This window comes from Cedecea sp. FDAARGOS_727 (assembly GCF_012273235.1).
GTDB lineage: Bacteria > Pseudomonadota > Gammaproteobacteria > Enterobacterales > Enterobacteriaceae > Cedecea > Cedecea davisae.
In genome coordinates this window covers 4705058-4719297 of record NZ_CP050966.1, presented here as the reverse complement: position 1 = coordinate 4719297, position 14240 = coordinate 4705058, and the positions used below count along the sequence as shown (strand labels likewise).

Sequence of the window (14240 nt, the reverse complement as noted above, 5' to 3'; positions counted from 1 at the left end):
AGACGCCATTCTATTCACCCCCGGTTCTGGCTTCTTTGCGATATCTCATGTTCGGTTCCTTAAAGCCGGATAACCTGGCTGCCCGCTGGGATATCCTGAGGATCGTGGGTGACCAGCACCACCGGCAGCCCCAGACGTTCGGCTTCCTGCCAGACAAATTGCCGGAATGACTGGCGTAGCGGCAAGTCCAGCCGGGAAAATGGCTCATCCAGCAGCAGCGCTTGTGGCTCGGCCAGTAACGTGCGCAGCAGGCTTATTCGTGAACGTTCGCCGCCGGAAAGCGTAGCCGGATCTCTGCGTTGATAGTTTTCCAGGCCAGCACTCTCCAGCGCCTTTGCCACCAGGCTTTGCCGGTGCAAACGCCCCTTTGCGGCCGCCGGAAGCGCCATCATTAAGTTTTGCTCGACGTTAAGATGGGGAAACAGCAGCGCATCCTGAAACAATATCCCCGTGCGGCGGCGCTCAACCGGGAGCGTCTCTATCCTGCGCTGGTTAAGTAGTAGCGTTCCGCTGGCGCTAAAGGGCGGGTGTAAATCCCCGACCATCCAGTTTAAAAATGTTGATTTCCCGGAGCCGGACGGCCCCATAAGGGTGACGACTTCGCCTGCGGCGACCGTAAAACTGATGCTCCCGAGCAGCGGAAAATCGTCTTTAAAAATGGAGCAATCTTGCACGCTGAGCATTAGCGTAATCCTTTTCGATAGAAACCGGCCAGGCGGCTTAGCTGGGCCGTGGCGATAAATACCAGCAGCGGAAGCAGGGTTTGCAGTAGCGCCTGGATAGCAAATTGCTGCGGATCGCCGCCGCTGCTGAGCGCTACGGCCTCGGTAGTCGTCGTGGTAAAGCGCCCCGCGCCCGCATACAGCGTGGGGAGATATTGTGCGATGCTTACCGAGAAGCCTACCGCCAGAGCCGCCAGCAGGGGGCGAATCAGCAGGGGGATTTTTATCAGGCACAATATTTTGCCGCGTGACCAGCCAAAAGTTCTCGCCGTAAGCACTGAACGAGCGTCTATGCCCTGCCAGGCGGGGCGGAGAATAATCAAAGTATAGGGCACGACCCAGAGAAGATGGCTCCAGATAAGCGCGCCCGGGCTGCCTTCCAGCCTCAGCCTGAGCAGCAGCTGATATTGCCCTGCGGCCAGAGGGAGCGCGGGAAGCAACAAAGGAAGCAGCAGCCAAAAATCATGGTGCCGCTCGCCGCCTTCCAGCCACAGCAGCACGATAATGACCGCAAGCAGGGCGCTGACCAGCCCGGCAAAAAGGCTGGTAATGAGCGGCGAAAGCGCGGCCTGCTGCCAGCCGCCCAGGGAAAAGGCTTCGGGGAACAGCGCCGGGTAAAACCATCCTTCCGCGCAGGACCATACGGCTAAAATAGCGGCGGCACACAGCCCGATGAGCGATAAGGTTCGGGCCAGGATACGGGCGAAACAATTGAGACTGAAATCGCTACGCCGCCCGGAGAAATGCGCGCCGGTTTGCCTGACCAGGCTCCACAGTAAGCGCCCGCCAAAAATAAAACCGCCCAGCAACAGCAGTAAAATGCAGGATGCCGCCAGGCCCATTGCCTGCCGTTGGGTATCGCTGTCGGTCAGCCATTGCCAGGCCAGCACGGCGAAGGTCGGCGGATTATCGGGGCCGAGTATCAGCGCGACGTCGACAACCGAAAGGCTATAAGCCGTAATTGCCACCAGTGCCCAGCCAAGCCGGGGTAACAGCTGCGGCACCAGCACCCGCAGGCGCGATTGCAGCTCGCCGTAGCCGAGGGAGCGGGCGACGGTTAGCTGCTGGCTTATCCGCTGCGCTCCGAGCTGAGCGCCCGCAAACCACAGCAGAAACCAGGCCTCTTTCAACGCCAGCATCAGCCCCAGGCCCACGCCGTAATTATCCGCTGACAGGGAGAGGCCGAGCGCCCTGGGCAGCCAGCCGCCATCCGCAAACAAAAAGTAAAAGCCGCTGGCAAAAGCCACGTGGGGAAAGGCCAGCAGCGGCGGGAGGCGGCGAAGATAGCGTTGCCAGCGCTCTCCCGGATAGAGGCCGCACAGAATAATTAGCGCCAGCAGCAGCGCCCCGGAAACGCTAATTAAAGTTGAGACAAGCGTTGTCTCCAGCGCCTCGGTCCACTGGGAGTCGCGCCATAAAGCCAGCCATATTTCGCCCGCCAGCAGCGGTTTCGCCATTAAAACGAATCCGGGCAACAGCGGCATAAATACGATGCCAGCCGCCAGCCATGCCGCGCAGGCAAAGCCCTTTTTCATCGGGAACCGTAACGCCGGAGCCAGGCCTGCTCAATCGCCGTCACCCAGGCTGCATGAGGTTCTGCGAGGAACGGCACCGGGCGCTGGCTGCGCGGTGCCAGTTTTTCCAGCTGTGTTTTTTGGGCGGCGGGCAGGCTGCTGCTATCCAGTACGCTTGCGTCCCCCCAAACGGCGGGATCGGCCTTGCGGATTTGGGCTTCCGGCGACATCAGAAAATTCGCCACTACCTGAGCGCCCGCTTTAGCGCTGCTGTTGGCCGGAATAGCAACAAAATGCACGTTCCCCAGCATGCCGTTGTTAAAGCCAAACGAGCGCGCAGAAGCCGGGAGCTGGCGGCGGCCGATCAGGTTGTCAGCGTGGGCCGGGTTGAAGGTCAGGGAAAACAGAAGCTCGCCGTCGGCTAGCATGCGATCCATCCTGGCCGGGGTTGGCGGGAAGCTTTTTCCTTCGCGCCACAGGTAAGGGTGAAGCTGGTCGAGATAGTGCCAGAGCGGGGCGGTAACCTGCTCAAAAGTCGCCGGATCGGGCGCGGCCTTCAGCGTATCGGGCGTTTTGGTCAGCACAATCAGCAGTTGCTCCAGGAACGCGGTGCCGGTGAAATCCGGCGGACGTGGGTAGCTGATTTTCCCTGGATTAGCTTTGGCAAACGCCAGTAGTTGTAAGGGCGTTTGCGGGAAAGCGGGCGTGCGCTGCTCGTCGCCGATAAACATCAGTTGGGCGCTGCCCCAGGGGGTTTCTGAGCCGTCAACCGCGACGGAGAAATCTTCCCGCACCGGTTTTTTGCTGTCCACATAGCGCCAGTTGGGCAGGGTTTCGGCCCAGTTTTCGCTGAGCAAGCCCGCCTGCTTGAGCACGCTAAAGTTTTCGCCGTTCACCCAAAGCAGGTCTACCGAGCCACCGTTTTTTCTTCCGGCGGCGGCCTCGCTCTGAATGCGCCTCACCGCATCTGCGGCGTCCGCCAGCTTGACGATTTTAAGGTTCACGCCGTAGTGGGTTTTTACCTCAGCTTTTACCCAATCCAGATAGCTGTTTACGGCGGGGTCACCGCCCCAGGCATTGAAGTAAACCGTCTGGCCATTTGCCTGCTGGCTGAGGTTTTGCCAGCTGCCTTGCCCGGCCATAGCTCCGAAGCTGGTCAGCGTCAGGGCGAGGAGTAAGGCTCTTATTCCGGGAGCAAAAAGTTGCAAGATAAAGTCCTCAGTACGTTATTTAGCGGTTCGCTTTACCAGCCAGCGCGAAGCCAACGGCAGCAGACCGAGCAGGGTGAACATCAGCATCATGCCCGGAGAGACAATATCCCGCAGGCTCTCAATCTGGCTAAGCTGCCTGCCGGTATTGATATACACCACGATGGCGGGGAGCATGCCCAGCAGGCTGATAAAGGCATAGCGCGTGATGCTAATCGGCGTCAGCCCCATTAATAAGTTCACCAGTACAAAAGGGAAAACCGGCGTCAGCCGCAGCGCAAAGAGATAATGCCCGCCGTCGCGTTCCACCCCCTGATTCACTCTCTCCATCATGCGCGAAAAGCGCCTCTGTACCCAGTCGCGCAGCAGGTAGCGGCTGAGCAGCATGGCGACTGTCGCACCGCAGGTTGCCGCCGTTGCGACGAGCAGCGTACCGAACGCCAGGCCGAATAATGCTCCGCCCATCAGCGTGAGCAGCGTTGCGCCGGGGATAGAAAATGCCGCAATAAGAAAATAGCTGATGAAGAAAGCGCTCGCTGCCAGAACGGGATGTTTGGCATGCCAGAGCGTGAGCTGAGCCTGAGAGTGCTGGAGCGCCGCCAGGCTTAGGGTTCCGGGAGGCAGCCAGACCAGAAACAACGCCATAACAAGCACCAGCAGCAGGAAGATGATTTTACGCACGCGTCGTCCTTGCTTCTCGCCCGATGGTATCCATTTTTATCTTCTCTGTACTTTAAAGGCAGGGAGTATAGCGGAGTGTTTGAGGGGTTGAGGAGGCATGGTTTTCACAACTTTCCCGCTTCTTGAGTTATGTCATGAAGCGGGCAAAAAGCGGATACAGGCTTATACATTTCTGCACGCACGCCTGCGCTCAGCCCGGGCGTTTAGTTTGCTTTGGACATTTGTTTAATCAGCCAGTGGGAGACCAGCGGCAGCAGGCCAATCAGGGCAAAAAGCAGCAGAATGCCGGGAGATAAAATATCCCGCAGGCTCTCTATCTGGCTAAGCTGGCGGCCGGTGCTGATGTAAAGCACGATGGACGGCAGCAGTCCGAGAAGGGTGATAATAGCGAAGCGGGCGGCGGAGATAGGCGTCAGCCCCATCGCCAGATTAATGATTGAAAAAGGCAGTACCGGCACCAGCCGCAGGGCAAACAGATAGTGCGTAATATTGCTTTTTAAACCCTGGTTCAGCTTTGCCATCGTCGTTGAAAACCGGGTTTGCACCCAGTCATGCAGAAAATAGCGGCTCAGCAACATGGCAACGGTTGCGCCGCTTGCCGCCGCGGTCGCCACCAGAGCTGTCCCTTCTATCAGGCCAAACAGCGCGCCGCCCATCAGAGTCATTATCCGGGTGCCGGGAACGGAAAGGGCGGAAATCAGGAAGTAGCCGAGGAAAAAGGCGCTCATCACCAGCGCCGGGCGCTCGGCATGCCAGAGCGCGAGCCGGGCGTGATATTTTTGCAGCGTTGCCAGGCTGAGCGTGCCCGGCGGCAGCATAATGAACAGCAAGAGCAGCAGCGTGGCCAGCAGCAAAAACAGGAATTTACGCATTCTGTTCGCTCCTCGTCAGGGTAATAAACCGCATCTTGCTGTCCTTTTCAGGTGACCATTTGAGCTTTAGTATTCCTCTTACAGCTTAAACTGCGCCCAAACAGGCGCGTGGTCGGACGGTTTTTCCATGCCGCGGATCTCGTAATCAATGCCGGTTGCCACGCAGTGCGGTGCCAGTCCCTTGCTTGCCAGCAGCAGGTCGATACGCAGGCCGCGGTTATCGTCAAAGCCTTTTGAGCGGTAGTCAAACCACGAGAATTTATCCTGTGCTTCCGGGTTCGCGTGGCGATAAGTATCTACCAGCCCCCAGCCGAGCAGGCGTGCCATCCACTCGCGCTCTTCCGGCAGGAACGAGCATTTGCCGGTACGCAGCCAGCGTTTGCGGCTATCTTCGCCGATACCGATATCCAGATCCGTTGGGCTAATGTTCACATCACCCATAATCAATACCGGATTTTCCGGGTTTAACTCGGTTTGCAGGAAGTTTTGCAGATCCTGATAAAACTTAGCTTTGGCCGGGAATTTGGTCTCATGATCGCGGCTTTCACCCTGTGGGAAGTAGCCGTTGATAACGGTAAGGTTGCCAAACGGCGACGGGATTTCCGCCATGATAATGCGGCGCTGGGCGTCTTCTGCATCGCCAGGGAAGCCTTTGCGCACCGAAATTGGTTTTTCTTTGGTCAGGAGCGCTACGCCATAGTGGCCTTTCTGGCCGTGGTAAAAGACGTGATAGCCGAGCTTAGCCACATCTTCCAGCGGGAACATATCGTCATGCACTTTGGTTTCCTGCAGACCGATAACGTCCGGCTGATGCTGTTCCACGATGGCTTCAAGCTGATGCGGACGGGCGCGCAGGCCGTTGATATTAAAAGAGACAAATTTCATAGTCGCTGCCAGGTTGTCAGGTTAATTGTTGCAGGATGGTAGCAGAAAACGGCGCGTGTTGCTGCGTTGTGGGCAATCGCTGTCATAGGCGCGCAGGGCGAGCGAAAATAAAGCAACAATTGCACCAAAATTGATCCATATGCGCAAAAAGGGGGCGAAAACGGCAGGCAAATCCCGAAGGCGATCACAATTCCAGCATTATATTTTACCACTGCATAATATTTCGTGTTTTCGTGTCGCGATTCAGGCATCACGTTAAAACTATGCACTTTCTATTCATTTTTTATGAATAACGCTAATTCCTAACTCGTTGATTTTTCGTTTCACCCCTCGGTTTATGCAATTTTAGCGCTGGCTGGCACGAAGCCTGCAATCTACATTTACAGCGCAAACACTCAATTATTTAACATTTAATAAACTTTTTGTTTACCGTGAGGGGTCACTATGTCGCAGTCAATTACACGCCAAAATTTCGACGAATGGATGATGCCGGTTTACGCCCCTGCGCCTTTTATTCCGGTACGCGGCGAGGGTTCCACGTTGTGGGATCAGCAGGGTAAAGACTACATCGACTTCGCGGGCGGTATTGCGGTTAACGCCCTGGGGCACGCTAATCCAGAATTGCGTAAAGCGCTGGAAAGCCAGGCGGCGAAGTTCTGGCATACCGGCAACGGCTACACCAATGAGCCGGTTCTGAAGCTGGCTAAACAGCTTATCGACGCGACATTTGCCGACAAAGTGTTCTTCTGCAACTCCGGAGCAGAGGCTAACGAAGCCGCGCTGAAGCTGGCTCGTAAATACGCGCATGACAACTTTGGGGCGCAAAAGAGCGGCATCGTGGCGTTCAAAAATGCGTTCCATGGCCGCACTTTGTTTACCGTTACCGCCGGCGGGCAGCCTGCATACTCCCAGGACTTTGCGCCATTGCCGCCGCAAATTAACCATGCGGTATTTAACGAACTACAATCCGCCCGCGATCTGATTAATGATGATACCTGCGCGGTGATCGTGGAGCCGATGCAGGGTGAAGGCGGCGTAGTACCTGCCACGCCTGAGTTCCTTCAGGGGCTGCGCGAGCTGTGCGACAAGCACAATGCGGTACTGATTTTTGATGAGGTGCAAACCGGCGTGGGCCGCACCGGCTCGCTGTACGCGTATATGCATTACGGCGTAACCCCGGACGTGCTTTCTACCGCAAAAGCGCTCGGCGGCGGCTTCCCGATAGGCGCTTTGCTGGCGGGCGAACGTTTTGCCAAAGTGATGACCGTGGGCACCCACGGCACCACGTATGGCGGCAACCCGCTGGCGTCCGCTGTGGCGGGGCGCGTGCTTGAAATTATCAATACGCCTGAAGTGCTGAACGGCGTGAAGCAGCGCCACGAATGGTTTGTGGAGCGCCTGAATCACATTAATCAGAAACATCAGCTGTTCAGCGAAGTGCGCGGTCTGGGGCTGTTAGTCGGCTGCGCGCTGCGGCAGGAACACGCCGGTAAAGCTAAACTTATTTTGCAGGCCGCCGCGCAGGAAGGTCTGATGATGTTGATAGCCGGAGCCAACGTACTGCGTTTTGCCCCGGCGTTAACCGTCAGCGAGGCGGAAGTTCAGCTCGGTCTGGATCGCTTTGAACGTGCCTGCGAACGCTTCCTTGCGGGAGTCTCATCATGATGGTTATCCGCCCGGTTGAAAGAGGCGATCTGTCGGGGCTGCTTGCGCTTGCCGGGAAGACCGGCGGCGGGCTGACCTCGCTGCCCGCTGATGAAAAAACGCTGGCCGACCGAATCGAACGCTCGCTGCAAACCTGGCAGGGCGGGCTGCCGAAAGGAGACCAGGGCTATGTTTTTGTGCTGGAGGATTCCGCCAGCGGCCAGGTGGTCGGCATCTGTGCGATTGAAGTTGCCGTCGGGCTTAATGACCCCTGGTACAACTACCGGGTCGGCACGCTGGTGCATGCCTCTAAAGAACTGAATATCTACAATGCGCTGCCGACGCTGTTTCTGAGCCACGATCACACCGGAAGCAGCGAGCTATGCACGCTGTTTCTTGACCCGGCATGGCGCAAAGAGGGCAACGGCTACCTGCTGTCTAAATCGCGTTTTCTGTTTATGGCCGCCTTCCGTGAGCGGTTTAACGAGAAAGTGGTCGCCGAGATGCGCGGCGTGATTGACGAGCACGGGCATTCCCCGTTCTGGGAAAGCCTTGGCAACCGCTTCTTCTCGATGGAGTTTGCCCGCGCCGACTATCTGTGCGGCACCGGGCAGAAAGCTTTTATTGCCGAGCTGATGCCGAAGCACCCGATTTATACCGACTTTCTGTCTAAAGAAGCGCAGGCGGTTATTGGTCAGGTGCATCCTCAGACTGCACCAGCCCGCACCGTGCTTGAGGCCGAAGGGTTCCGCTACCGCAACTATGTGGATATCTTCGACGGCGGCCCGACGCTTGAGTGCGATATCGACCGCGTGCGTGCCATCCGCAAAAGCCGCCTGCAAACCCTCGCTATCGGCCAGCCCGCGACGGACGAACTGCCGCTTTGCCTGGTTGCCAACGAAAATTACCACCAGTTCCGTGTGATGCTGATTAAGGCTGACCCGAAAGGCGAGAAACTGGTGATTGATGCCGCCACCGCCGATGCGCTGAAGTGCGCCAGCGGTGACACCGTACGCGTGGTGCGCCTGTGCCCCGAGGAGAAAAAAGTATGACTAACTGGATCAATGGACATTGGGTTCCCGGACGCGGCGAAGCTTTATTAAAACACAACCCGGTAAACGGCTCGCTGCTGTGGGAAGGGCTGGTGGCCGATAAGGCGCAGGTGGAGGAAGCCTGTAAAGCGGCGCGAGCGGCTTTCCCCGGCTGGGCAAAACGCCCGTTTGCCGAGCGCCAGGCGATTGTTGAGCGCTTTGCTGCGCTGCTGGAAGCGAATAAAGAAGCGCTGGCCGAAACCATTGCCCAGGAAACCGGCAAACCGCGCTGGGAAGCGGCTACTGAAGCTACGGCGATGGTGAATAAAATCGCTATATCGATTAAATCGTATAACACGCGTACCGGCGAAACACATTCCACCCTGCCGGATGGCGCGGCAACGCTGCGCCACCGCCCGCACGGCGTGCTGGCTGTCTTTGGCCCTTATAATCTGCCGGGGCACCTGCCGAACGGTCATATCGTGCCGGGGCTGCTGGCCGGGAATACCATCATCTTTAAGCCGAGTGAGCTGACGCCGCGTATTGGCGAGCAGGTGATGAAGCTTTGGGAAGAGGCGGGCATACCTGCCGGGGTGCTGAACCTGGTGCAGGGCGGGCGTGAAACCGGCCAGGCGCTCTCCGCCCAGACGGATCTTGACGGCCTGCTGTTTACCGGCAGCGCGGGCACCGGCTACCAGCTTCACCGCCAGTTTGCCGGGCAGCCTGAGAAGATCCTCGCCCTGGAAATGGGCGGCAATAACCCGCTGATCGTTGAAGATCCTCAGGACATCGACGGCGCCGTTCATGTTGCTATCCAGTCTGCATTTATTACCGCCGGGCAGCGCTGCACCTGCGCCCGCCGTCTGCTGGTGAAGCAGGGCGCTCAGGGCGATGAATTTATTCGCCGGCTGGTAGAAGTTTCAGCCCGCCTGCAGCCGGGCGAGTGGGATGCCATGCCGCAGCCGTTTATCGGCGGGCTGATTTCGGTACAGGCCGCAGAGCGCGTGCTGACGTCCTGGCAGGAGCACCTGGCGCGCGGCGGCAAACCGCTGCTGGAACCCAAAATGATCTGCCCCGGCACCTCGCTGCTGACGCCCGGCATCGTCGATCTTAGCGGCGTGGGTAACGTGCCTGATGAAGAAGTCTTTGGTCCGCTGCTGGCGATCTACCGCTATGAGAGCTTTGACGACGCCATCCGCATGGCTAACAACACCCGTTTTGGCCTGGCAAGCGGGCTGATTTCGCCTTCGCGTGAGCAGTTCGACCAGCTGCTGCTGGAGGCTCGTGCCGGGATTGTGAACTGGAATAAACCGCTGACCGGGGCGGCCAGTACCGCACCGTTTGGCGGAGTCGGGGCTTCCGGCAACCACCGGGCAAGTGCCTGGTATGCGGCAGATTACTGCGCCTGGCCGATGGCTTCCCTGGAGAGCACCGGCTTCCCGCTGCCGCAAACGCTTAGCCCGGGGCTGGATTTTAGCCGCGAGGAGCAGCCATGAAGAAAGCGCGTGAAGCCAATTTCGACGGACTGGTGGGCCTGACCCACCATTACGCCGGGCTGTCGTTTGGGAATGAAGCCTCCACGAAGCACCAGTTTCGCGTTTCTAACCCGAAGCTGGCGGCGAAGCAGGGGCTATTGAAAATGAAGGCGCTGGCGGATGCCGGTTATCCGCAGGGCGTGATTGCCCCGCAGGAGCGGCCAAATGTCGGCGTGCTGCGCCAGATTGGCTTTAGCGGCAGCGACGAGCAGGTAGTAGAGCGGGCGGCTCGCCAGGCTCCGCAACTGCTGTCTGCCGCCAGTTCGGCTTCTTCTATGTGGGTGGCGAATGCCGCCACCGTTGCGCCCTCCGCCGATACGCTCGACGGCAAAGTACACCTGACGGTTGCCAACCTTAATAATAAATTCCATCGCGCCAGCGAAGCGCCCACGACGGAAAACGTGCTACGTGCGATGTTCCGGGACGGCAGGCATTTTAGCGTTCACGCCGCGCTGCCCCAGGTTGCGCTGTTCGGCGATGAGGGTGCGGCAAACCATAACCGCTTCGGCGGGGAATACGGCGAACCGGGCACGCAGCTGTTTGTTTACGGGCGCGAGGCGATGCAGAGCGGCCACGCTCCTGCTCGCTACCCGGCTCGCCAGACTTTAGAGGCCAGCCAGGCGGTAGCGCGTTTAAATCAGGTGCGGCCGGAGCAGGTTATTTTTGCCCAACAGAACCCGGCGGTTATCGACCAGGGCGTGTTTCACAATGACGTGATTGCGGTTTCGAACCGGCAGGTGTTGTTCTGCCATCAGCAGGCGTTTGTTGACCAGCAGCAGCTTTATCGCCAGCTGGGTGACAAAGTGCCGGGCTTTTGCGCCATTGAAGTTCCGACGAGCAAGGTTTCAGTTGCCGATGCGGTAGCCACTTATCTATTTAACAGCCAGCTGCTCAGCCGCGATGACGGCGGTATGACGCTGGTGTTGCCGGAAGAATCACGCCAGCATCCCGGCGTCTGGCGCTACCTTAATGAGCTGCTCCAGGCCGATAACCCGATTAGCGAGCTGAAGGTTTTTGACCTACGTGAAAGTATGGCTAACGGCGGCGGTCCTGCCTGCCTGCGCCTGCGCGTGGTGCTGACCGAACAGGAACTGGCGGCGGTGAATCCGGCGGTGATGATGAACGACACGCTATTTATGACGCTCAACGGCTGGGTCGACCGCTGGTATCGCGATCGGCTAACTCAGGCAGATTTAGCCGACCCTCAGTTGCTATTTGAAGGCCGCGAGGCGCTTGACGAGCTGACGCGGATCCTCGACTTAGGCCCGGTATACCCATTCCAGCAGTAGACGGAGGCACAATGATGGATTTTCTGGCGCAGACCCTGGAAGGGAAAGCGCCTAAACAGAGCGAGGGGGCAAATGCGCACCTGAGCTGGCGCTGGTGGGACGAGGGCATATTGACCCTGACGCCGCACCGGCAAACCGGCAAAGCGCTGGTGCTCTCGGGCGGCATTCACGGGAATGAAACCGCCCCGGTGGAAATTCTTGCCCAACTGGTGGATGCCCTGCTGGCGGGTGAACTGCCGCTGGAGTGGCGGCTGATGGTTATTCTTGGCAACCCGGCGGCGCTGCGCGTGGATAAACGCTATACCCACAGCGATATGAACCGCATGTTCGGCGGGCGCTGGCAGCAGTTCCCGGAAAGCGTTGAAACCCAGCGTGCCGCCAGGCTTGAGCACGCGCTTGAGCAATTCTGGTCGCGAAGCGAGGAGCAAACCCGCTGGCATCTCGATATGCATACCGCCATCCGCAGCTCGTACCATCCGCGTTTTGGCGTGCTGCCGTCGCGGCCGCTGCCGTACGGTGAAGATTTTCTGCACTGGCTGGGCTGCGCAGGGCTACAGGCGCTGGTGTTTCACCAGAAGCCCGGAGGCACGTTCAGCCACTTTAGCAGCGAGCACTTCGGGGCTCTGAGCTGCACCCTGGAACTGGGCAAGGCGCAGCCGTTTGGCGCAAATGACCTGAGCCAGTTTGCGGTTACCAAAGATGCTCTGGCGGCTTTATTGAGCGGAGGAGAGCAGCCTGCAATGGAAGCGGAGCCGCTGCGTTATCGCGTGGTGCAGCAGTTAACGCGTCTTTCAGACCACTTTGTACTGCACATGTCCAGGCAAACGCAGAACTTCACCGCATTCCCACGCGGAACGCTGCTGGCGGAAGACGGCGATAAGCGCTTTGTGGTGAATGAAGATAAAGAGTTCGTATTATTTCCCAATCCTGACGTTGCCCCGGGCCTGCGTGCCGGATTGATGCTTCAGGAAATTTAATATTTAAGCAGCTCTTCATTGCCGGGCTGCTTAATCTTTTTGTGTTATTTTAATATTTACAGAAGATTCCTGGAATGCTGCTTTATTCAGCGAGTGGATTGCTGTACACTTTCTTCATATTATCTTTAAAATCAGCGTTTTGTTATATTTTGTTTCAATAATCCCCGCCTTATTCCTTATTTTCTCCATAATTGATGCATTCTTGTTTTATACCCTTGCAATGATTTACCGATGGCATCGCTTCCTTGACGATAAGGCTCGTAAACTCATTCTCGTCAACACGGCGATGCATCTCACTGCGGGTCGTAAATTTAATTAAGAGAGAGAAGGTTAATATTATGCGTAAATTAACAGCACTGTTCGTCGCTTCTACTTTAGATCTGGGCGCAGCTAACCTGGCTCACGCAGCTGACACCACCACTCCGGCCGCCGACGCTAAAACCGATGCGCCGATGATGCACCATAAAATGATGCGCGGCCCGATGCATGAAATGATGTTCAAAGACCTGAACCTGACCGACGCGCAGAAACAGCAAATTAAAGACATTATGAAAGAGCAGCGCGGCAACATGCAGCGTCCGTCGGTTGAAGAACGCCGCGCAATGCATGACGTGATTGCCAGCGACAGCTTCGACCAGGCCAAAGCTCAGGCTCAGGTAGATAAAATGGCCGAGCAGAACAAAACCCGCATGCTGGCCCACATGCAGACTCAGAATAAGATCTACAACATTCTGACCCCGGAACAGAAAAAACAATTTAATGCCAATTTTGAGAAGCGTCTGACAGAACGCCCGACTCACGAAGGTAAAATGCCAGCAGCTCAGTAAGACTGAGCGAATAAATTAAGACCGCCGGTCCTGTTCACAATAGCGATGTACGCTGTGGACAGGACCGGCGGTTTTCTCGTTTCTGCAACATGAGGAGAAAATTGCAGGCTGCTCCGCAGTTTTTTTAGCCCGAACCTGACGATGAAAAATTTGCATTGATTCGCAGGAAAAAAATCGCTAAATCATTGCTACCAAAAATAAAAATGAAACCAGGCGCGGCGTTTTTTTGTGCGGCCTGGGCAGGTGTCATCTAAGGCTACAGCTACGGACACACTCTGCCGATAACAATGATTCAGGGCTAATTGCGCAGGCGATGCGCGAACTTCAGGAGTGGTGATGGAATTCTTTGATATACGGAAAGTGCCGGTCAGTTTATGGCGCAACGGCGCCGGGGAAACCCGGGAGATTTGCTGCTTTCCGCCCGCAACCCGGGATTTCAACTGGCGAGCCAGTATTGCCTCTCTGGCTAACAGCGGCGATTTTCCTGTGTTCCCGCAGGTTGACCGGGTAATGACGCTGCTTGAAGGCAGCGAAGTGGTGCTGGATGCCGGTAAGGCTTTTCGCCATACGCTAAAGCGCTACCAGCCGTTTACCTTTGCCGGTGACCAGCAGGTCAAGGCCGAGGTGACGCGCGGGATGTCGATGGATTTTAATATTATGACCCACCGCGACCGCTGCCGGGCGAAAGTTCGGGTTGCCGACCGCACCTTTACCACCTTCGGCACGCGGGGCGGCGTGGTGTACGTGCTGAGCGGCCAATGGCAGCTTGAAGATAAGCTGTTGTCGCCGGATCAGGGGGCCTGGTGGCAGCAGGGCACCCATACGCTGCGGTTGTTAAAAAATGAAGGGCAGCTGCTGTTTAGCGAAATTACCTACCTGTAAATCCTGAGTTTTCTTCTTTTGCTGGCCCGGAAACAGCCGCCGGGCTATGGCCTGTTCTTTAGTTCCGAATAAATTTCACAAGCGCGATCCTGCTCACCGTTCGATAAAAAAGTCCTATGACCAACTGGCGGATTTTTTGGTTTATTAGTTAGCTTGTATATACAAATACATAC

The 14240-nt window shown here is 57.2% G+C and carries 13 protein-coding genes; 7 read left to right on the top strand and 6 right to left on the bottom strand.

Translation table 11 applies throughout. From position 1 onward, the window contains the following. Window positions 1–59: 59 nt before the first annotated feature. The 6 genes from FOC35_RS22090 to xthA all read right to left on the bottom strand — a co-directional run bounded on the left by FOC35_RS22090 (window position 60) and on the right by xthA (window position 5882). Window positions 60–683, bottom strand: coding sequence for an ATP-binding cassette domain-containing protein (locus tag FOC35_RS22090; protein ID WP_172570230.1), 624 nt, complete (start codon window positions 681–683; stop codon window positions 60–62). Beyond that, the gene (locus tag FOC35_RS22085) at window positions 683–2257 is read right to left on the bottom strand and encodes an ABC transporter permease (protein ID WP_172570229.1); all 1575 of its coding nucleotides are present in this window, start codon (window positions 2255–2257) and stop codon (window positions 683–685) included. Before FOC35_RS22085 ends, FOC35_RS22090 begins: the two co-directional genes overlap by 1 nt. Then, window positions 2254–3378, bottom strand: coding sequence for an ABC transporter substrate-binding protein (locus FOC35_RS22080; protein ID WP_254065402.1), 1125 nt, complete (start codon window positions 3376–3378; stop codon window positions 2254–2256). Before FOC35_RS22080 ends, FOC35_RS22085 begins: the two co-directional genes overlap by 4 nt. Before the next feature lie 84 nt (window positions 3379–3462). After that, window positions 3463–4125, bottom strand: coding sequence for a TVP38/TMEM64 family protein (locus tag FOC35_RS22075; RefSeq protein WP_172570227.1), 663 nt, complete (start codon window positions 4123–4125; stop codon window positions 3463–3465). A 203-nt stretch (window positions 4126–4328) separates the two neighbouring features. Then, complete coding sequence (locus FOC35_RS22070) at window positions 4329–4997, bottom strand: TVP38/TMEM64 family protein (protein ID WP_016535980.1); 669 nt, start codon at window positions 4995–4997, stop codon at window positions 4329–4331. Window positions 4998–5075: 78 nt separating this feature from the next. Further along, window positions 5076–5882: an exodeoxyribonuclease III gene (gene xthA, locus FOC35_RS22065; protein ID WP_172570226.1), complete on the bottom strand. Its 807-nt coding sequence runs from the start codon at window positions 5880–5882 to the stop codon at window positions 5076–5078. Window positions 5883–6326: 444 nt separating this feature from the next. On the opposite strand from xthA, the gene FOC35_RS22060 reads away from it, so the two are divergent. From FOC35_RS22060 to ves, 7 genes are all read left to right on the top strand, one after another. After that, window positions 6327–7547: an aspartate aminotransferase family protein gene (locus FOC35_RS22060; RefSeq protein WP_172570225.1), complete on the top strand. Its 1221-nt coding sequence runs from the start codon at window positions 6327–6329 to the stop codon at window positions 7545–7547. Beyond that, window positions 7544–8578 (top strand): arginine N-succinyltransferase, encoded by a 1035-nt coding sequence (astA, locus tag FOC35_RS22055; protein ID WP_016535985.1) that lies wholly within the window; start codon window positions 7544–7546, stop codon window positions 8576–8578. The genes FOC35_RS22060 and astA overlap by 4 nt, the downstream gene beginning before the upstream one ends. Then, window positions 8575–10053: a succinylglutamate-semialdehyde dehydrogenase gene (astD, locus tag FOC35_RS22050; RefSeq protein WP_172570224.1), complete on the top strand. Its 1479-nt coding sequence runs from the start codon at window positions 8575–8577 to the stop codon at window positions 10051–10053. Before astA ends, astD begins: the two co-directional genes overlap by 4 nt. After that, on the top strand, window positions 10050–11381 hold the full coding sequence (gene astB / locus FOC35_RS22045) for an N-succinylarginine dihydrolase (RefSeq protein WP_172570223.1): 1332 nt from the start codon (window positions 10050–10052) through the stop codon (window positions 11379–11381). Before astD ends, astB begins: the two co-directional genes overlap by 4 nt. A gap of 11 nt (window positions 11382–11392) precedes the next feature. Beyond that, window positions 11393–12358, top strand: a complete 966-nt coding sequence (gene astE, locus FOC35_RS22040; protein ID WP_172570222.1) for a succinylglutamate desuccinylase — start codon at window positions 11393–11395, stop codon at window positions 12356–12358. A 338-nt stretch (window positions 12359–12696) separates the two neighbouring features. Next, window positions 12697–13185: an ATP-independent periplasmic protein-refolding chaperone Spy gene (gene spy, locus FOC35_RS22035; RefSeq protein WP_172570221.1), complete on the top strand. Its 489-nt coding sequence runs from the start codon at window positions 12697–12699 to the stop codon at window positions 13183–13185. 336 nt (window positions 13186–13521) lie between these two features. Beyond that, entirely contained in the window at window positions 13522–14067 is a 546-nt protein-coding gene (gene ves, locus FOC35_RS22030; RefSeq protein ID WP_172570220.1) for an environmental stress-induced protein Ves, read from the top strand. Window positions 14068–14240: the final 173 nt, after the last annotated feature.